The sequence below is a fragment of the Elusimicrobiota bacterium genome, from assembly GCA_041660925.1.
Taxonomy (GTDB): Bacteria; Elusimicrobiota; Elusimicrobia; order UBA1565; family UBA1565; genus JBAZUV01.
Genome location: JBAZVI010000001.1, coordinates 483,292 through 500,886, shown reverse-complemented (window position 1 = coordinate 500,886; position 17,595 = coordinate 483,292). Strand labels below are relative to the sequence as shown.

The following is a 17,595-nucleotide window of genomic DNA, read 5'->3' as shown; positions in this document are numbered from 1 at the left end:
GAGAAGGACGAACTATTATGAAAACCGGTGTCCACCCCAGCTACTACAACTCCCAGGTCGTCTGCGCCTGCGGCAATACCTTCACCACCCGCTCGACGAAGAAGGTGATCAAGCTCGAGATCTGCGCGGGCTGTCACCCCTTCTACACGGGCAAGCAGCGCCTGCTCGACACCGCCGGCCGCGTGGAGCGCTTCCGCAAGCGTTTCGCGAACACCGAGGGCAAGACCGTCGAGCGCAAGAAGGCCGAAGTGAAGATGAAGAAGCTCGACGCGGTCATGTCGCGCAAGATCGTCCGCAAGACCCTCTCCACCGCGCCGACGCAGGAAGACGTGAAGAAGGGCAAGAAGCCCGCCGCCGGCGCCCCCAAGGACGCCGCCGCCGCCAAGAAGCCGGCGAAGGCCTAGCTTCACGTCCGCGACGAGCCCGCGCCGACAACGGCGCGGGCTCGTCATTTCTCCCCTCGCCCGCCATGCCGGGAGAGGGGGCGGGGGTGAGGGCGGCGCAGGCCGCCCTCCCTCTCGAAGAAGGGGTGGGTAGAACTCCACAACGGAAGCTCGACCCCCTCTCCAGCCTCGCCGGCACCCCGGCGCTGATAGTGCCGGGACCGGGCCGTGAGGAAGCTGATAGCCCGGACTCCCCGCGGGGGGGAGCAGTAAGGAAAAAAGACACATGAAAGACTTCGAGGACATCGAGAAGGAACACGCGGCCCTGGAGGCCGAGTTGAGCGCCCAGCCCCAGCCGGGGCCGGAGCGCCTCTCGGCGCTCATGAAGCGCCACTCCGAGCTCGCTCCGCTCGCCGCCCGGATCCGGGAGCTCCGCAAGGTCGAGCGCGACCTCGCCGAGGCCGAGGCCGTGCTCGCCGGGCCCGACGCCGACCTGCACGAGCTCGCACGGGCCGAGAAGTCCGAAGCCGAGGCCCGGCGCGAGGAGATCCGCTCCGCCATCCGCATGTCCCTGCTCCCCAGGGACCCCGACGCCGACAAGAACGTCTACCTCGAGGTGCGCGCGGGCGCGGGCGGCGACGAGTCCTCGCTCTTCGCCGCCGAGCTCGTGCGCCTCTACACCCGCTTCGCCGAGGGCCGCGGCTGGAAGGTCTCCATCGTCGAATACTCGAAGACCGGGCTCAAGGGCGCCAAGCAGGCGGTCATCCACATCCGCGGCGAGGCGGTCTACTCCTGGCTCAAGTACGAGGGCGGCGTGCACCGCGTCCAGCGCGTGCCCGTCACCGAGGCCTCCGGGCGCATCCACACTTCGACGGTGACCGTGGCCGTGCTCCCCGAGACCGAGGAGAAGGACGTCGTCGTCGACACCAAGGACCTCAAGGTGGACACCTTCCGCGCCGGCGGCGCCGGCGGGCAGAACGTCAACAAGGTCGAGACGGCCGTGCGCATCACCCACATCCCCTCGGGCGTCGTCGTGGCCTGTCAGGAGGAGCGTTCGCAGGGCCAGAACCGCATGCGGGCGATGTCCATCCTGCGCGCCAAGCTCGCGCGCGCGGCCAAGGAGCAGGCCGTCAACGCGCAGGCCGCCGACCGCCGCCGCCAGGTGGGCAGCGGCGACCGCTCCGAGAAGATCCGCACCTACAACTTCCCGCAGAACCGCGTCACCGACCACCGCATCGAGCAGTCCTGGCACAACCTCCCGGTCCTCATGGAGGGGGCGATCGCGCCGATGCTCGAGGCCCTGCGCAAGGACGAGATGGACCGGCTCCTGGCCGGCCGTTAGATGAGCCGTCCTCAAGCCATCACGACCGTCTCCGGTTGGCTCCAGCGCGGCGCCGAGCACCTGCGCCGCCAGGGCGTCGACGAGTGCGAGGCCAACGCCGAGTTCATCATGGCGCACGTCCTCGAGCTCAAGCGCCCGGGCGTCCTCGCGCAGGGGACGCGGACCCTCGACGAGAAGCAGAAGCACCAGTTCTGGCACCTCATCCTCGAGCGGGCCAAGCGCCTCCCGCTCGCCTACGTGCTCGGCGAGCAGCCCTTCCTGGGCTTGGACTTCCTGGTGACGCCCTCCGTCCTCGTGCCTCGGCCGGAGACCGAGGGGCTCGTCGAGGCCGTGCTCGAGGAGCTCGGCGGGACGAAGGGGCCGCAGCACATCCTCGAGGTCGGCACGGGCAGCGGCTGCATCAGCGTCGCGCTCGCGGTGCGCCTGCCCGAGGCCTTCCTCTACGCCACCGACATCAGCCGCGCCGCGCTCGAGCTCGCCGAACGCAACGCCCGCCGCCACGGCGTCGAGCGCCGCGTGCGCCTGCTGCGCGAGGACCTCTTCCGCCCCGAGGCGCGGCCCACCCCTTGGGCCGACGCGCTCGTCTCCAATCCGCCCTACATCCCTTCCGGCGACCTTCGCGGCCTCTCCGCCGAGGTCCTGCGCGAGCCCTTCCTCGCGCTCGACGGGGGCAAGGACGGGCTCGACGCCGTGCGCGCCATCGCGGCCTCCGCGATCCGCCTCCTCAAACCCGGCGGTCTGCTCGCGCTCGAGATCGGCTCCGACCAGGCGGAGGCCGTGCGGGGCATCCTCGCCCGCCAGGCGGCCGCCGGCTGTCCGTTCGAGGAGCCGCGCATCCGCAAGGACCTGCAGGGGCTTGATAGGGTGGTCTTGGCCCGACGTTGCTGCTGACGTAGAGTGAACCCTCACCCCCAGCCCCCTCTCCCTGGCCTCAGGGAGAGGGGGAGTTTTTAGGCGCTCGCTTGACCGGGCGTTGGGGCAGGGCAACGCCCTTCACGGGTGCGGCGCGGCTCGCGGCCATCAGTAGCTTATATTGATACAATCATACGCACGCGCCCGCCCGCGAAGGGCGGCGCCTCAGGCGCCGCCCTTCCCTCACCCCCTTCCCTCGCCCCCGACCCCTCTCCCGCGGGGCGGGAGAGGGGAGAGGATGGATGAGGATCGAGCGAGATTCGTCGAAGAGGAGCATGAACGGTGGATAAGTTCATCATCGAAGGCGGACGGCCGTTGAAGGGCAGCGTCGCGGTCAACGGCTCGAAGAACGCGGCTCTCCCCATCCTCATCGCCACCCTGCTCACCGACGAACCCTGCGTCCTCGAGAACGTCCCGAACCTGCGCGACATCCGCACGACCTACCGTCTGCTCGAGACCCTCGGCAAGAAGGTCGTCGTGCGCGGGAAGACCGTCCGCGTCGAGTCCCGCGAGCGCCTGAAGACCCGCGCTCCCTACGACCTCGTCAAGCAGATGCGCGCGTCCATCCTCGTCGTGGGTCCCCTGCTCGCGCGCTTCGGCCGCGCGCGCGCCGCGCTGCCGGGCGGCTGCGCCATCGGCCTGCGTCCCATCGACATCCACCTCAAGGGCTTCGAGGCGATGGGGGCGCGCACGCGCACCGAGGGCGGCGACGCCGTCCTCGAGGGCGACCTGCGTCCGACCCGCGTGCGCCTGCGCTTCCCGAGCGTCGGAGCCACCGAGAACCTCATGATGGCCGCCGCCGCCGTCCCCGGGCGCACGGTCGTCGACAACGCCGCGCGCGAGCCGGAGATCGCCGACCTCGGGCGCTTCCTCGCGGCGCTCGGAGCGAAGGTCCGCGGCGCGGGGAGCTCCCGCGTCGTCGTCGAGGGGACCCTGCGCCTGCGCGGCGCCCGCCATCGCGTCATCCCCGACCGCATCGAGGCCGGGACCTTCCTCCTCGCCTGCGCCGCCGCCGGCGGGGACGCGACCCTGCTCGGCGCCCGCGCCGACGACCTGCGCGCGCTCGTCGCCGCCGTGCGCAAAGCCGGCGTCGAGGTCCGGGCGTCCCGCCAGGGCCTGCGCGTCCTCTCCGTGGGGCGGCCGCGCGCCGTCTCCGTGCGCACGGAGCCGCACCCCGGCTTTCCGACCGACCTGCAGGCGCCCTGGATGTCGCTCATGTGCCTCTCGCGGGGGAAGAGCCGCATCCGCGAGGAGATCTTCGAACGCCGCTTCCTGCACGCCGCCGAGCTCGCGCGAATGGGCGCGCGCATCGAGGTCGCGGGGACCGACGCCGTCGTCGAGGGCGTCCCCGCCCTCTTCGGAGCGCCCGTGATGGCTTCCGACATCCGGGCCGGCGCGGCCCTCATCGTCGCGGCCCTTGCGGCCCAGGGGACCAGCGAGGTCCAGCGCGTCTATCACATCGACCGCGGCTACGAGCGCGTCGAGCTGCGCCTGCGCCGCCTCGGAGCCCGCATCCGGCGCGTGAACGCATGACGACCGCCGTCCGCCCCGACGTCCTCCGAGGAGTGGGTCCGAGGAATATCGCACTTTCTGGGCGCGCGATTTTTGGAGCGAGCCGAGGCGCGAGGAGCGCGCGATGCTGACGCATCGTAAGCGAGGAGCAACGAAGGCGCAGCCCGAAAGCGCGCGCCCCGCTCCTCGATTGGCGACAGGGAGAGCGGGCGGCCCGATTCCGGCCGGGTGCCGCGTTGCTCGTCGCTCGGATAGCTTGAGCTATCCGAACTCCTCGCGCCTTGCCCACGGCGCAGACTCGGGCCGCCAGAGAGCGCGATATTCCTCGGACCCACTCCTGTGGCTCGAATCCAGCCAGGAGACGCGCTGGGAGTTCGGCCTCGGCCGCATCCGCGGGCTCCTTTCCCGGCTCGGCGAGCCGCAGCACGGCTTTCGCGCGGTGCACGTCTCCGGCACCAACGGCAAGGGGACCTTTTGCGCCCTCCTCGCCGCCGCCCTGCGCGCGAGCGGCTACCGGACGGGACTCTACCTCTCTCCGCATCTCGCCGACCTGCGCGAGCGCATCCAGGTCGACGGGCGGCCGGTCTCTCCGGCCGGTCTGCGCCGCGCCCTGGAAGCCGTGCGGACCGCGGAGCGGGAGCGCGCGACCTTCTTCGAGCTTCTGACGGCCGCCGCCTTCCATCATTTCCGCGAGTCCGGCGTCGAGGTCGCCGTCATCGAGACCGGGCTCGGCGGGCGCCTCGACGCCACCAACGTCCTCGAGGAGCCGCTGCTCTCGGTCATCACCTCCGTGGGCTTCGACCACGTCCAGCTCCTCGGCGACACGCTCGCGGCCATCGCCTCCGAGAAGGCGGGCATCCTGAAGCGGGGCAGCGCGGCGCTCAGCGGCGAGACCGCCGCCGAGCCGCTCGCCGCCATCCGGGCCAAGGCCGACGAGCTCGGCTGCCGCGTCGAGACGCCGCGAGCGCGTCTGCGCTCGGTGCGGACCGACTGGAAGGCCGGGCGTCAGGAGCTCGAGGACGAGAAGGGTGCGCGCTGGACGCTCGCGCTGGCCGGCCGCGCCGCCGCCCGCAACGCGGCGCTCGTGCTCGACGCGGCGCGGGTCCTCGAGACGCGCGGGCTCCGGCTCCCGAAGAAGGCGCTCGCGAGGGCCTTCTCCGAGCTGCGCTGGGCGGGCCGCTTCCAGATCCTCACGCTCAAGGGCCGCCGCCGCGGGAAGACCCTCGTCCTCGACGGAGCCCATAATCCTCCGGCGCTGGAGGCCTTCCTCGAGACCTGGCGGGAATCCCCGTTCTCCCGCGAACGCGCGACCTTCATGGTCGGCATGCTCGCGGACAAGGACCACGCCTCGATGCTCGCGCGCCTCGCCCCGGCCGCGCCGGAGTTCATCGCGGTGCGGCCCCCGTCCCCGCGCGCGCTCGCGAGCGCGGAGGTGTCCCGCGCCCTCGCCGCCGGGGGAGGCCGCGCGCTCGGCCGGGCGGCGGACGTCCGCGGGGCCCTGCGTCTGTGGCTCGCGAAGGGGGCTCCCGTGGGGGTCGTCTGCGGCTCGTTCTATCTCGTCGGCGGCGCCCTGCGCTGTCTCTCGGAGGACTTCGCATGAAGGGACGATTCGGCGTGGGCGTCGACGTGGGGGGGACTTTCGCGAAGATCGTCGCCGTCGCGCCCGGGGGGAAGGTCCTCGAGACGCTGCAGATCCCGACCGAGGTCGCCTGGGGCCCGCGCTCCTTCGTCCGCCGCACGGCCGAGGCCGTGCGGGCGCTCGAGCGGCGCCTCGGCCGCCGCGCCGCCGCCCTCGGGCTGGGCGCCGCCGGGGACCTCGACGCCGCGCGCGGGCGCCTGCGCTTCGCTCCGAACCTGCGGGACTTCGAGGGCTACCCCCTGCGCGACGCGCTCGCGCGCGCGCTGGGCCGGCCCTGCGTCGTCGAAAACGACGCGAACATGGCCGCCTGGGGGGCCTACGTCGTCGAGCTGGGCCGGCGTCATCCGGACGTCCTCGCGCTCACGATGGGCACCGGCATCGGCGGAGGCATCGTCCTCGGCGGGCGGCTGCATTCCGGCGCGACCGGGACCGCGGGGGAGTTCGGGCACATGACCGTCGTCCCCGGAGGAGCGCTCTGCAGCTGCGGCGCCCGCGGCTGCCTCGAGGCCTACGCGGGCCGCCGCGCCGTGGCGCGCCAGGCGCGCGAGCTCCTCGCCGCGAACCCGCGCCGGCGCTCCCCTCTGAGGGTCCTCGCGCGGCGGCTCGACCCGCGCGACGTCTCCGAGGCCGCGCGCTTCGGCGACCCGCTCGCGCGCGAGGTCTGGCGCGCCGTCGGCCTCGCGCTCGGGCGCGGCATCGCGAACCTCGTGCTCGCCTTCAACCCCGACGCGGTCGTGCTCACGGGCGGGGTCTCCCGCGCCGGCGCGCTCTTCATGCCGGCGCTCGAGGCGGAGCTGCGGCGCAACCCGTTCCGGGCCCCCTTCTCCCACGCCCGCGTCGTCGTCGGCCGGGTCGAGAACATCGGCGCCGTCGGCGCCGGCCTGCTCGCGCTGGAGCCCCGGAGGCCGCGCTGAGTCCGCTCGTCCTCGCGCTCGCCCTCCTGCTCCCCGCGGCCCCTTCCGCCGCGCAGGAGCGCACCGTCCTTTCCACGGAGCCGATCGTCCTCCCCGCCCCTCCGACCACCGGCTACCTGCGCTTCTCGGCCGACGAGGTCGAGTTCTACAAGACCACGGCCACCGCCGACGCCACCCTCCTGCAGCTGCGCGGGCACGTCATCCTCAACGAGTCCACCTGGACCGTCCGCGCCGGCGACCTGCTCGTGAACCTCGACTCGCGCACGGCCGTCGTGGAGAGCGGGCTCGAGATGGACGACGGCAGCAGCGTCATCTACGGGCGGTCCGGGCTCTTCGACCTCGAGAACAACGAGGGACTCATGCAGGGCGCGAAGGCCGGCTATCCGCCCTGGCGCATCCGCGCCTCCGAGGCGGAGTTCTTCTCCGACCGCCGCGTCGTCTTCCGCAGCGCGAACTTCACGAGCTGCGACGAGCCGAGCCCGCACTATCGCTTCCGGGCCTCGAGCGTGCGCGTGCGCCCCGGCAAGTACATCTTCGCCTGGAACCCCGTCTTCTTCGTCGGACGCGTCCCGCTCTTCTACAGCCCGTTTTTGTGGAAGTCGCTGCGCAAGAAGCACCTGGTGCACACCCGCGTGAGCCCCGGCTACGACCGGCGCAACGGCGCCTTCGCCCGCACCACCACGCTCTACTCCTTCGCCCCCTGGGCCTACGGCAAGCTCTACCTCGACTATTACGGGGCGCAGGGGCCGGCGGTGGGCACCGAGCTCCAGCACCGTCCCTCCGAGGATCTGCGCGGGGTGCTCTACGCCTACCGCATCCGCGAGACGAACTCGGGCCGCGAGCGCTGGACCGTGCTCGGCAGCGAGTACGCGACGCTCGGCTCGAGCTACGCCTTCCAGGGCCGCCTGCAGGCGCAGTCCGACGCCGAGTTCAACAACCACTACCAGCGCTCCAACGCCTTCCGGGTCACGCCCCAGCTCGACAACTCCGCGGCGTTCGTGCGCCGTGGAGAGCTGACCACGACCCGCATCTCCTACTCCCGCGTCGACGTGCGCGACCCCGCCGACACGCGCTTCCTGCGCGAGGGCGAGAGCATGCCGCGCATCGAGCTGCAGACCGCGCCGCTCGGCCTGCGCGGGGTCCCCTGGCTCGCGACCGTGAACCTCTTCGCCGACAACCGCTACGAGCGCCAGCGCAATTTCCTCCAGCGCTCGGCCGGGGCCCGCGCCGAGACGACGCGCACGCTGAACATCGTCCGCGGCCTCAGCCTGACGCCGCGCTTCGCGCTCAGCGAGACCTACGAGAGCCGCCGCGACGCCGCGGCGAGCTTCACCTCCACGCGCACCTACTACGACGCCTACACGGGCCGCTATGAGCTCGGAGCGGACCTGCGCCTGAACTCGCGCGTCGGCTACTGGGACGCCGACTACGCCCGGGTCAAGCGCACGAAGCCCGGCACCTTCGAGGGGGACGCGGGGGCGCCGGACTACGGGGTCGAGAAGGACCTGATCTCGCTGCAGCACACCCTCCTGCCCTGGCGCTCGCTCGTCGTGCGCAGCGGCACGGGCTACGACTTCCGCAAGAACCGCGACCAGTCTATGGGCTTCCGTCGGCGCGTGCAGCCCTTCTTCGGCGACTTCAACTGGAGCGTCGGCGGGGGCTGGCAGGTCTCCATGCGCGACGAGTACCAGCTCGACGAAGGGAACCGCTCCTTCCTCGTGCAGGCCGACTGGGGGGACCGCCGCTCGAACTTCGCCGGCTTCGGCGTCGTCCACACCATCGACCGCGCGGGGACCTACCTCGCGGGCATGGAAGGCGGCTGGGCCCCGAGCTCCGCAACCTGGCGCTATACCGGGGCGCTGCGCTACGACGTGCGCAACGACGGGGGCCTCCAGTTCAAGGACATCCGCGCCTTCGAGAAGGAGCTCACCGTCGTCAAGGACTTCCACGATTTTCAGGCGCGCGTCCTCTTCCGCGTGCGTCCCGGGGGCATCAAGGAGGTCGCCATCCGCGTCGAGATGACGGGCGGAGGCGACGTCGCGCGCAAGATCATCAAGAAGGGCTGGGAATCCGAATGGTTCCCCTGGCGCAAGCACACGACCGAAGAGGAATGAGGCCGACCATGACCAACGAGACGGCGACCATGGAAGACGCGCTGCAGGATCTTTTCCGGGGACGCTTCGGCGCCCCGCCGGACTCCGTCGCCCCGCTCAAGGGCGACGGCTCGAACCGCCGCCTCTTCCGCCTCCGGGGGGGGGAGCGCAGCGTCATCGGCGCCTTCGGCCCCGATCCCAAGGAGAACCGCGCCTTCCTCGCCTTCTCGCGCCACTTCCGCGCGCAGGGCCTTCCGGTGCCCGAGATCTACGCCGACGACGCCGCGCGCGGGCTCTACCTCGAGGAGGACCTCGGGGACACGACCCTCTTCGACTTCCTGGTCTCCCGGCGCACGGGCGCGGGCTTCCCGGAGGAGGCCGTCGCCGCGTACCGCAAGACGATCCGCGCCCTGCCCCGCTTCCAGGTCGAGGCCGGCCGCACCCTCGACTACGGGCTCTGCTACCCGCGCGCGAGCTTCGACAAGCAGTCGATGATGTGGGACCTCAACTACTTCAAGTACTACTTCCTGCGTCTGGCGGGCGTCGCCTTCGACGAGCAGGGGCTCGAGGACGACTTCCAGCGCTTCTCGGACTTCCTGCTCGGCGCCGAGCGCGACTACTTCCTCTACCGCGACTTCCAGTCGCGCAACGTCATGCTGCGCGAGGGCGAGCCCTGGTTCATCGACTACCAGGGCGGGCGCAAGGGCGCGCTCCAGTACGACGTCGCCTCCCTGCTCTACGACGCGAAGGCGGACATCCCCTTCGCCGTGCGCGACCACCTGCTCGAGGAATACCTCGAAGAGCTGGGAAAGCGCGTGCGCGTCGACCGCGCGAGCTTCCTCGCGCACTACCACGGCTTCGTCTTCATCCGCCTCATGCAGGCGCTCGGGGCCTACGGCTTGCGCGGCTTCTACGAGCGCAAGAGCCATTTCCTTCAGAGCATCCCCTACGCGATCGCCAACCTCGAGCACCTGCTCGGGACCGCGGAGCTCCCCGTCGAGCTTCCCGCGCTGGTCGGCGTCTGGAAGAGCCTGACGGGCTCCTCGCGCCTGCGCCAGTTCGGCGACGCGGCGCTGAAGCTGAAGGTGCGCATCGAGAGCTTCTCCTACCGCACCGGGGCCCCGGCCGACGAGCGCGGCCACGGCGGCGGCTTCGTCTTCGACTGCCGCTCCCTTCCCAATCCCGGCCGCGAGGAGCGCTTCAAGCGCCTCGACGGCCGCGACGGCGCCGTGGCCCAGTATCTGGGCAAGGAGCCGGCGGTCGGGCTCTTCCTCGAGCACGCCGCGGCGCTCGTCGAAGGCGCCGTCGAGAACTACCGCCAGCGCAACTTCACCGACCTCTACGTCGCCTTCGGCTGCACCGGCGGCCAGCACCGCTCGGTCTACCTCGCCGAGCGCCTCGCCGAGCGCCTGCGCGCGAAGGGGGTCTCCGTGGAGCTCCGGCACCGCGAGCAGGAGCGGCGCGAGGCCGCGGACGGAGCCGCGTGAAGGCGATGGTGCTGGCGGCCGGCGAAGGCCGCCGCCTGCGTCCGCTCACGGAGCGCACGCCCAAGGCCCTCGTGGAGGCCGGCGGGAAGACGATGCTCGAGCGCGTCCTTCTGCGTCTGAAGGCCGTCGGCGTGCGCGAGGTCGTCGTGAACCTCTGGCATCTGGGCGCCCAGGTGGAGGACTACCTGCGCGCGCACGACGGCTTCGGCCTGCGCGTCGCGTTCTCGCGCGAGGAGCGGCTCCTCGACACGGGCGGCGGGCTCAAGAACGCCGGGAGCTTCTTCGACGACGGGAAGCCCTTCTTCCTCCATAACGTGGACATCTGCACCGACTCCGACCTCGGGGCGATGCTCCGGGCGCACGAGGCCTCGGGCGCGCTCTCGACTTTGGCCGTGCGCTCCCGCCCGAGCAGCCGCTACCTCCTCTTCGACCGGGACGGGCGCCTGCGCGGCCGGGACGCCCCCGCGGAGGGGGGCATCCAGTGGGCCGGAGCGCCCGCCGAGGGCGTCGAGCGCCTGGCCTTCGACGGCGTCCATGTGATCTCCCCGCGGCTCTTCGCGCGCATGAGCGAGGAGGGCGTCTTCTCCATCAATCAGACCTACCTGCGCCTGGCCGGGGAAGGTGAAGTCCTCCGCGCCTTCCGCAGCGACGGGAGCTTCTGGGCGGGCATCGACACGCCCGAGCGGCTCGAGCGCCTCCGGAAGCATCTCTCCGAGACGGGAGGGGCGTGAGCGGACTCCTGCTCGCCGCGTTCCTGGTCCTCCCCGCGGCGGCGGAGGAGCCGCCTCCCTCGGGCCTGACGGACTGGGTGAGGAAGGACGTCGCGGACTTCTTCGGCGCCCTGCCCGTCGCCGCCGCCGAGCTCGGCTCCCCGAACCTCTCAGCGGGAGGGGGCGTCGGCGCCCTCGACCTCCCGCCTCCGTCCTGGACGCGCCGGTCCGTCCCGTCCGGCGACCCGGCGCGCTCGTCGGGCGCGCCGGTGGTCTCGGCCGCCGACGGCTTCTTCAGGATGCTGCCGGCGCAGGCCGCGGCTGTTCTCCACTCGGCCAGTGCCGCGGGGTCCAGCGGGGTCCCCGCGGTGCCCGAGCCCGACCCCGCCTCTTTGGCGCCGACCTCCCCGCTCCCCGTCCCCCCGGCCGACGACGCCCGGGCCGCGGACGGGACCTCCCGCGCGGCCGGGGATGCCGCCGGGAGCTCCTCCTCTTTCGGAGAGTCGCTGCGCAAGGGCGGCCGTCCCGCGAAGGGGGCGAAGGCCCCGCTCGCCCGACCGAAGCCCTTCGGAGCCGTCGGCGCCACTTCCGTCGCGCCGAGCGCCATCGAGCCCACGCCCATCCGCTCCGGGCGAGAATGATAGAATGTCTTTCCTCTAGGAGCCCCATATGAGCAAACCGACGCCGACACAGCCCCAGCGCCAGCAGCCGACCACCGACCGCGACGGCCTCACCCCGCGCGCTCAGGACTACGCGCAGTGGTACCTCGACGTGGTCCGCCGAGGCGAGCTCGCCGAGCACTCCGCGGTGCGCGGCTGCATGGTCATCCGGCCCCACGGCTACGCCATCTGGGAGCGCATGCAGCGCGAACTCGACGACCGCTTCAAGGCGACCGGCCACGTCAACGCCTACTTCCCGCTCTTCATCCCGCTCTCCTTCCTGACGCGCGAGGAGAAGCACGCCGCCGGCTTCGCCAAGGAGTGCGCGGTCGTCACGCACCACCGCCTCATGTCGAAGGACGGCGAGGTCGTCGTGGACCCCGAGTCGAAGCTCGAGGAGCCGCTCGTCGTCCGGCCCACCAGCGAGACCATCATCTGGGCCCAGTACAAGAACTGGATCGAGAGCTACCGCGACCTCCCGCTCCTCATCAACCAGTGGGCGAACGTCGTCCGCTGGGAGATGCGCACGCGCCTCTTCCTGCGCACGACCGAGTTCCTCTGGCAGGAGGGCCACACCGCCCACGCGACCGAGAAGGAGGCGCTCGAGGAGACCTGGCGGATGCTCGACGTCTACGCCGACTTCGCCGAGAACGTCATGGCGGTCCCGGTGCTCAAGGGCGCCAAGACCGAGGGCGAGCGCTTCGCCGGGGCCCTCGAGACGCTCTGCATCGAAGGCATGATGCAGGACGGCAAGGCCCTGCAGATGGGCACGAGCCACTACCTCGGCCAGAACTTCTCGAAGGGCGCGGACGTCAAGTTCCTCAACAAGGAAGGGAAGCTCGAGTTCGTCTACGCGACGAGCTGGGGCGTGAGCACGCGCCTGGTCGGCGCGCTCATCATGACGCACTCCGACGACTCGGGCCTCATCCTGCCGCCCAAGCTCGCGCCGATCCAGGTCGTGATCATCCCCATCCACAAGAGCGAGGAAGAGCGCGTGAAGACGGTCGCGGAGGCCCGCCGGGTCGCCGACGAGCTCAAGGCCCAGGGCGTCCTCGTGCGCGTCGACGACCGCGAGGGCGTCATGCCGGGCGCCAAGTACTACGAGTGGGAGGCCAAGGGCGTGCCCATCCGCATCGAGGTCGGTCCCAAGGACCTCGAGAAGGGCTCGCTCTGCCTCGTGCGCCGCTTCCTCATCGAGAAGCCCGGGGAGACCCCCGAGGAGCTGCGCAAGCGCCGCAAGGCCTTCGTGCCCCGCGCCGAGGCCATCGCCTCGGTGAAGCCGACCCTCGAGACGATGCAGAAGGAACTCCTCGAGCGCGCGCGGCTCCTTCGCGAGCGGCGCAGCCGGGTCATCGACAAGCTCGAGGACTACGAGGCCTTCTTCAAGAAGGAGGACGGCGGCTTCGCCTGGGTGCACTGGGCCGGCGGCCGGGCGGAAGAGGACGAGATGGCCAAGCGCTATGAGACCACCATCCGCTGCCTCCCCTTCGAGGACCAGGTCCCCGAGGTGGCCCGCGGCGAGGGCGTCTGCATCCTGACCGGGAAGCCCTCGAAGCGCCGGGTCGTGATGTCCAGATCGTATTAGAACTCCTTCCAAGGGCCTCCCTTCTGCTGCAATCGAGGCTTTCGGGCTGCGACTTCGGTGCTCGGAGCTTACGTAGCCCTGCTACGCCGCGCTCCTGCGCGTCTCGTCTCGCTCCGAAATCCTCGATTTCGCCAACGAAGGTAGGCCCTTGGAAGGAGTTCTTGGGACTCCACCCGTCATCCTCTTCTCCCCGCAGGGACGAGCGCGTTTGAAAAGGTATAATCACCCCACATCGGGGCCGAGGCCCCATCTACACGAGGCTACATGGCTGATATCTGGCTGGTGACGGGCGGAGCGGGCTTCATCGGCTCCCACATCGCGGAGACGCTGGTCAAGAAGGGCAAGAAGGTCCGCGTCCTCGACAACTTCTCGACGGGGAAGAAGGAGCACATGGCCTCCTTCGTCTCCAAGGTCGACCTCGTCCGCGGCGACATCCGCGACCTCAAGACCTGCCAGAAGGCCGTGCGCGGGGTCCGCTACGTCATCCACCAGGCCGCCATCCGCTCGGTGCCCAAGTCGGTGGACCGCCCCATCGACTCCCACGGCTCCAACGCCACCGGGACGCTGAACATGCTCATCGCCTCCCGCGAGGCGAAGGTGAAGCGCTTCGTCTACGCTTCGACGAGCTCGGCCTACGGCGACACGAAGCTCTTCCCCCAGCGCGAGGAGCAGTGCCCGATGCCGGTGAGCCCGTACGCGGCCAGCAAGCTCTGCGGCGAGCACTACTGCAAGTGCTTCACCAAGAACTTCGGCTTCGAGACGATCGCGCTGCGCTACTTCAACGTCTTCGGCCCGCGCCAGGACCCCGAGTCCCTGTACTCCGCCGTCGTCCCCAAGTTCATGGAGCAGGCCTACTGCGGCGAGCCCCTCGAGGTGCACTGGGACGGCAAGCAGACCCGCGACTTCACCCACATCGCCAACGTCGTGCAGGCGAACATCCTCGCGGCGACCTCGGCGAAGGGCGTCGGCGAGACCTTCAACGTCGCCAACGGGAAGACCTACTCCCTGCTCGACCTCATCGCGGTCATCGAGAAGCTCGTGGGGCATCCCCTCAAGAGGATCCACAGCCCGATGCGCCAGGGCGACGTGCGCAAGACCTTCGCGGACGTCTCGAAGGCGAAGCGCCTGCTCGGCTACAGGCCGGCGATGAACTTCGAGCACGGCCTGCGCGACACCTGGGACTACTTCGTGAAGGACTACTTCGCGAAGAAGCACGGGCACCAAAAGTGAAGCTCCTCGTCACCGGCGGGCTCGGCTTCATCGGGTCCAACTTCGTCCGCCACCACCTGCGCCGCTACCCCTCCGACAGGGTCGTCAACCTCGACCTCTGCACCTACGCGGGCAACCCGGCGAGCCTCGCCGACCTCCGCTCCGTCCTCGCCGCGGGCCCGAGCGCGTCGAGGGCGGCGCGAAAGGAGAAATGCCTGCGCGCCGACCGGCGCTACCGCTGGGTGAAGGGCGACATCGCCGACGCGGCCGCGGTCGAGCGCGCCATCGACGGCTGCGACGCCGTCGTGCACTTCGCCGCCGAGAGCCACGTCGACCGCTCCATCCTCGAGCCCGGCGTGTTCCTGCGTACCAACGTGGTCGGCACGCAGGTCCTCCTCGACGCCGCGCTGCGCCACAAGGTGCGTCGCTTCGTGCACGTGAGCACCGACGAGGTCTACGGCAGCGTGGAGAAGGGCCATTCCCGCGAAGGCGACCGGCTCCTGCCCAACAGCCCGTACGCGGCCTCGAAGGCCGCCTCGGACCTGCTCGTGCGCTCCTACGTCGTGACCTTCGGCCTGCCCGCGGTCGTGACGCGCGCCTCCAACAACTTCGGCCCCTACCAGTTCCCCGAGAAGGCCCTGCCGCTCATGATCACGAACTGGATCGAGGGCAAGCCCTTCCCGCTCTACGGCGACGGGCTCAACGTGCGCGACTGGGTCTACGTCGAGGACCACGTCCGCGCCATCGAGTTCGTCCTGCGCAAGGGCGCGGTCGGCGAGATCTACAACATCGGCGGGACGCGCTCGCTCAACAACCGCCAGCTCGTCGAGAAGGTCCGCGGCGTCATGGGCGTCGGGCCGGAGCTCGTCAAGCGCGTGAGCGACCGCCCGGGCCACGACCGCCGCTACGCGCTCGACTGCTCGAAGCTGCTGAAGCTCGGCTTCAAGCATGCCTTTGGCTACGACGAGGCGCTGCGCGCGACGGTCGAATGGTACCGCGCGAACCCGGCCTGGTGGAAGCCGCTCAAGGAGCACCGCGGCTATAAGGGCTACATCAAGAAGCAATACACGGGGAGGAAGGGATGATGCAGGCACTCATGCGTTCGGACGACGCCTCGGCGCGCCTGCGCCCGCAGGGGCTCTCCTCGGGCTGGATCGAGGTGGTCTGCGGGAGCATGTTCTCGGGCAAGACCCAGGAGCTCATCCGCCGCCTGCGCCTGGCCAACATCGCGCGCCAGAAGGTCCAGACCTTCAACTCCGCGCTCGACGTGCGCTACGGGAAGAACCACATCATCTCCCACGACCTCGCCAAGGTCCCCTGCTGCCCCGTGAAGACGGCGAAGGACATCCTCGAGAAGGTGAAGCCCGACACGCAGGTCGTCGGCATCGACGAGGTCCACTTCTTCGGCCCCGAGATCGTCGAGGTCTGCGAGAAGCTCGCCGACGAGGGCCGCCGCGTCATCGTCGCCGGCCTCGACCAGGACTACCTGGGCCGGCCCTTCGACGCCGTCGCCCGCCTCATGGCCGTCGCCGAGTTCGTCACCAAGAACCTGGCCATCTGCGTCGTCTGCGGCGCCCCCGCCAACCGCAGCCAGCGGCTCTCGCACACGCGAAAGCGCATCAGCGTCGGGGCTTCCGACCAGTATGAGGCGCGCTGCCGAAGGTGTTTCTCGAGAGCGTGAACCCTTAGCGCGCTTCAGCGCGCTACCGAAGTCATACCGAAGGCTCCTCCTTCAGTAGGGGCCTTTGCTTTTAATCATATTTCTTTTAATTTGAATTCCGCTTTTCGCGATTTGCGAAATGAGGAATTATCTGTTATAATAACACCATGGGATTAATTAGATGCTTTAAACCTCAGGATATGGTCGTGCTGCTGAAAATGACGGCATCCAATGAACGTTCCTGGCGGCTTGTCGACCTGTCCCAGGAACTCGGCCTATCGGTTTCCGAAGTCAGCATGGCGTTGGAGCGCTGCAAGCGTTCCAGGCTGCTCGACAGTTCCCGGAAGAAGATCAATCGAGCCGCGCTTCTGGAATTCGTCGTCCACGGGCTCAAGTACGTTTATCCCGCCGAGCCGGGTTCGCTCAGTCGAGGCGTGCCTACCGCTCATTCCGCTCCTCCCCTCTCACGGGGAATCGTTTCCAACGAGAACGACCAGTATGTCTGGCCCTCCGGCGAAGGGTCCATGCGGGGACAGGCTATCGAGCCCCTGTATCCCTCGGTCCCTCATGCCGCGATGAGGGACCCAGCGCTGCACGAACTCCTGGCGCTCGTCGATGCCCTTCGGGTGGGGCGAGCGCGCGAGCGGCAGATCGCAGCCGAAGAGCTTGAGCGGCGTCTGCATGCAGCCTAGAACGCCCTCGCTCAACGTCGAGATGCTGGGTACCGTCGCCCGGGGACTTAAGGACCTGAAGGAGAAGGTCGTCTTCGTCGGCGGCGCCACGATCGATCTTTTCATTCTCGATCCTGCCGCTCCCCCTACTCGTGCGACCGACGACGTCGACTGTGTCGTGGAAGTCGTCGAGAGGTCTGAATACCACGCGCTCGAGGCTGAGTTGAGGTCCCTGGGTTTCGAGCATTCGATGTCGCCGGGTTCTCCCATCTGCCGCTGGCTCTTCTGCGGAATCAAAGTCGACGTGATGCCGGCGGAGGGCGATGTCCTGGGATTCCGCAATCGCTGGTATCGGGATGCGGTGACGCATGCGGAGCAAGTCGTGCTCCCGCGGGGGGAGCGAATCCATGTTTTCTCCGCCCCCTACCTGCTGGCTTCGAAACTGGAAGCTTTCCGCGATCGCGGGCGTGAGGATTTTCAGGCCAGCCCGGACCTCGAAGACGTGGTCGCGCTTCTGGATGGACACCCAGGGATAGAAGAGAAGATCGATGCCGCTCCAGGCGATGTGCGCCAATACTTGAAGGAGGAGTTCTCGCGCATGCTGGCGGACGGCCGATTCCTTCAGAGTTTGGAGGGGCATTTGTCTGCGGGAAGCCCCGTCGCTGAGGGGGAGAGGCGCTCGAAGAGGTGTCTGGAACTCATTCGTCGTATCGCAGGACCCGCAGGTACCGCATATGGCGGGCGCAAAACCGAAGGCCCCTCATAAAGGAGGGCCTTCGGTTTTGCGGCCTGTGTCCGATATATTTTCTAGAATACAAC

General features: G+C 69.8%; 16 protein-coding genes. All 16 read left to right on the top strand.

Going from position 1 to position 17,595, the window contains the following annotated elements; genetic code table 11:
* The first annotated feature begins 17 nt into the window (after positions 1-17).
* Positions 18-404 (top strand): 50S ribosomal protein L31, encoded by a 387-nt coding sequence (gene rpmE / locus WC969_02130; protein ID MFA6028632.1) that lies wholly within the window; start codon positions 18-20, stop codon positions 402-404.
* Positions 405-669: 265 nt separating this feature from the next.
* Positions 670-1,725, top strand: a complete 1,056-nt coding sequence (gene prfA / locus WC969_02125; GenBank protein MFA6028631.1) for a peptide chain release factor 1 — start codon at positions 670-672, stop codon at positions 1,723-1,725.
* Entirely contained in the window at positions 1,726-2,616 is an 891-nt protein-coding gene (gene prmC, locus WC969_02120; GenBank protein MFA6028630.1) for a peptide chain release factor N(5)-glutamine methyltransferase, read from the top strand.
* A gap of 303 nt (positions 2,617-2,919) precedes the next feature.
* Positions 2,920-4,170, top strand: a complete 1,251-nt coding sequence (gene murA / locus WC969_02115) for a UDP-N-acetylglucosamine 1-carboxyvinyltransferase (GenBank protein ID MFA6028629.1) — start codon at positions 2,920-2,922, stop codon at positions 4,168-4,170.
* A 235-nt stretch (positions 4,171-4,405) separates the two neighbouring features.
* On the top strand, positions 4,406-5,749 hold the full coding sequence (locus WC969_02110; protein MFA6028628.1) for a Mur ligase family protein: 1,344 nt from the start codon (positions 4,406-4,408) through the stop codon (positions 5,747-5,749).
* A complete protein-coding gene (locus WC969_02105) occupies positions 5,746-6,702 on the top strand; it encodes an ROK family protein (protein MFA6028627.1) in 957 nt (318 codons plus the stop codon). The genes WC969_02110 and WC969_02105 overlap by 4 nt, the downstream gene beginning before the upstream one ends.
* A 245-nt stretch (positions 6,703-6,947) precedes the next feature.
* Positions 6,948-8,816 (top strand): hypothetical protein, encoded by a 1,869-nt coding sequence (locus WC969_02100; GenBank protein ID MFA6028626.1) that lies wholly within the window; start codon positions 6,948-6,950, stop codon positions 8,814-8,816.
* Complete coding sequence (locus WC969_02095; GenBank protein ID MFA6028625.1) at positions 8,813-10,282, top strand: RNase adapter RapZ; 1,470 nt, start codon at positions 8,813-8,815, stop codon at positions 10,280-10,282. Before WC969_02100 ends, WC969_02095 begins: the two co-directional genes overlap by 4 nt.
* 5 nt (positions 10,283-10,287) lie before the next feature.
* Positions 10,288-11,013, top strand: coding sequence for a nucleotidyltransferase family protein (locus WC969_02090; GenBank protein ID MFA6028624.1), 726 nt, complete (start codon positions 10,288-10,290; stop codon positions 11,011-11,013).
* A complete protein-coding gene (locus WC969_02085) occupies positions 11,010-11,633 on the top strand; it encodes a hypothetical protein (protein ID MFA6028623.1) in 624 nt (207 codons plus the stop codon). The genes WC969_02090 and WC969_02085 overlap by 4 nt, the downstream gene beginning before the upstream one ends.
* A gap of 28 nt (positions 11,634-11,661) precedes the next feature.
* Positions 11,662-13,236 carry a proline--tRNA ligase gene (proS, locus tag WC969_02080; protein ID MFA6028622.1) on the top strand — a complete coding sequence of 525 codons (1,575 nt, stop codon included), beginning with the start codon at positions 11,662-11,664 and terminating at the stop codon, positions 13,234-13,236.
* Between the two features lie 264 nt (positions 13,237-13,500).
* Positions 13,501-14,466, top strand: coding sequence for an SDR family oxidoreductase (locus WC969_02075; protein MFA6028621.1), 966 nt, complete (start codon positions 13,501-13,503; stop codon positions 14,464-14,466).
* Complete coding sequence (gene rfbB / locus WC969_02070; GenBank protein MFA6028620.1) at positions 14,463-15,530, top strand: dTDP-glucose 4,6-dehydratase; 1,068 nt, start codon at positions 14,463-14,465, stop codon at positions 15,528-15,530. Before WC969_02075 ends, rfbB begins: the two co-directional genes overlap by 4 nt.
* 11 nt (positions 15,531-15,541) lie before the next feature.
* Entirely contained in the window at positions 15,542-16,126 is a 585-nt protein-coding gene (locus tag WC969_02065; protein MFA6028619.1) for a thymidine kinase, read from the top strand.
* A 179-nt stretch (positions 16,127-16,305) separates the two neighbouring features.
* On the top strand, positions 16,306-16,797 hold the full coding sequence (locus WC969_02060) for a hypothetical protein (GenBank protein MFA6028618.1): 492 nt from the start codon (positions 16,306-16,308) through the stop codon (positions 16,795-16,797).
* Complete coding sequence (locus tag WC969_02055) at positions 16,772-17,542, top strand: hypothetical protein (protein MFA6028617.1); 771 nt, start codon at positions 16,772-16,774, stop codon at positions 17,540-17,542. Before WC969_02060 ends, WC969_02055 begins: the two co-directional genes overlap by 26 nt.
* The last annotated feature ends 53 nt before the right edge of the window (positions 17,543-17,595 follow it).

What these genes read in the sequence shown, in the direction of transcription:
- rpmE (MFA6028632.1), top strand. Translation starts at nt 18, where the DNA reads ATGAAAACCGGTGTCCACCCCAGCTACTACAACTCCCAGGTCGTCTGC.
- prfA (MFA6028631.1), top strand. Translation starts at nt 670, where the DNA reads ATGAAAGACTTCGAGGACATCGAGAAGGAACACGCGGCCCTGGAGGCC.
- prmC (MFA6028630.1), top strand. Translation starts at nt 1,726, where the DNA reads ATGAGCCGTCCTCAAGCCATCACGACCGTCTCCGGTTGGCTCCAGCGC.
- WC969_02105 (MFA6028627.1), top strand. Translation starts at nt 5,746, where the DNA reads ATGAAGGGACGATTCGGCGTGGGCGTCGACGTGGGGGGGACTTTCGCG.
- WC969_02095 (MFA6028625.1), top strand. Translation starts at nt 8,813, where the DNA reads ATGAGGCCGACCATGACCAACGAGACGGCGACCATGGAAGACGCGCTG.
- WC969_02090 (MFA6028624.1), top strand. Translation starts at nt 10,288, where the DNA reads ATGGTGCTGGCGGCCGGCGAAGGCCGCCGCCTGCGTCCGCTCACGGAG.
- proS (MFA6028622.1), top strand. Translation starts at nt 11,662, where the DNA reads ATGAGCAAACCGACGCCGACACAGCCCCAGCGCCAGCAGCCGACCACC.
- WC969_02075 (MFA6028621.1), top strand. Translation starts at nt 13,501, where the DNA reads ATGGCTGATATCTGGCTGGTGACGGGCGGAGCGGGCTTCATCGGCTCC.
- WC969_02065 (MFA6028619.1), top strand. Translation starts at nt 15,542, where the DNA reads ATGCGTTCGGACGACGCCTCGGCGCGCCTGCGCCCGCAGGGGCTCTCC.
- WC969_02060 (MFA6028618.1), top strand. Translation starts at nt 16,306, where the DNA reads ATGGTCGTGCTGCTGAAAATGACGGCATCCAATGAACGTTCCTGGCGG.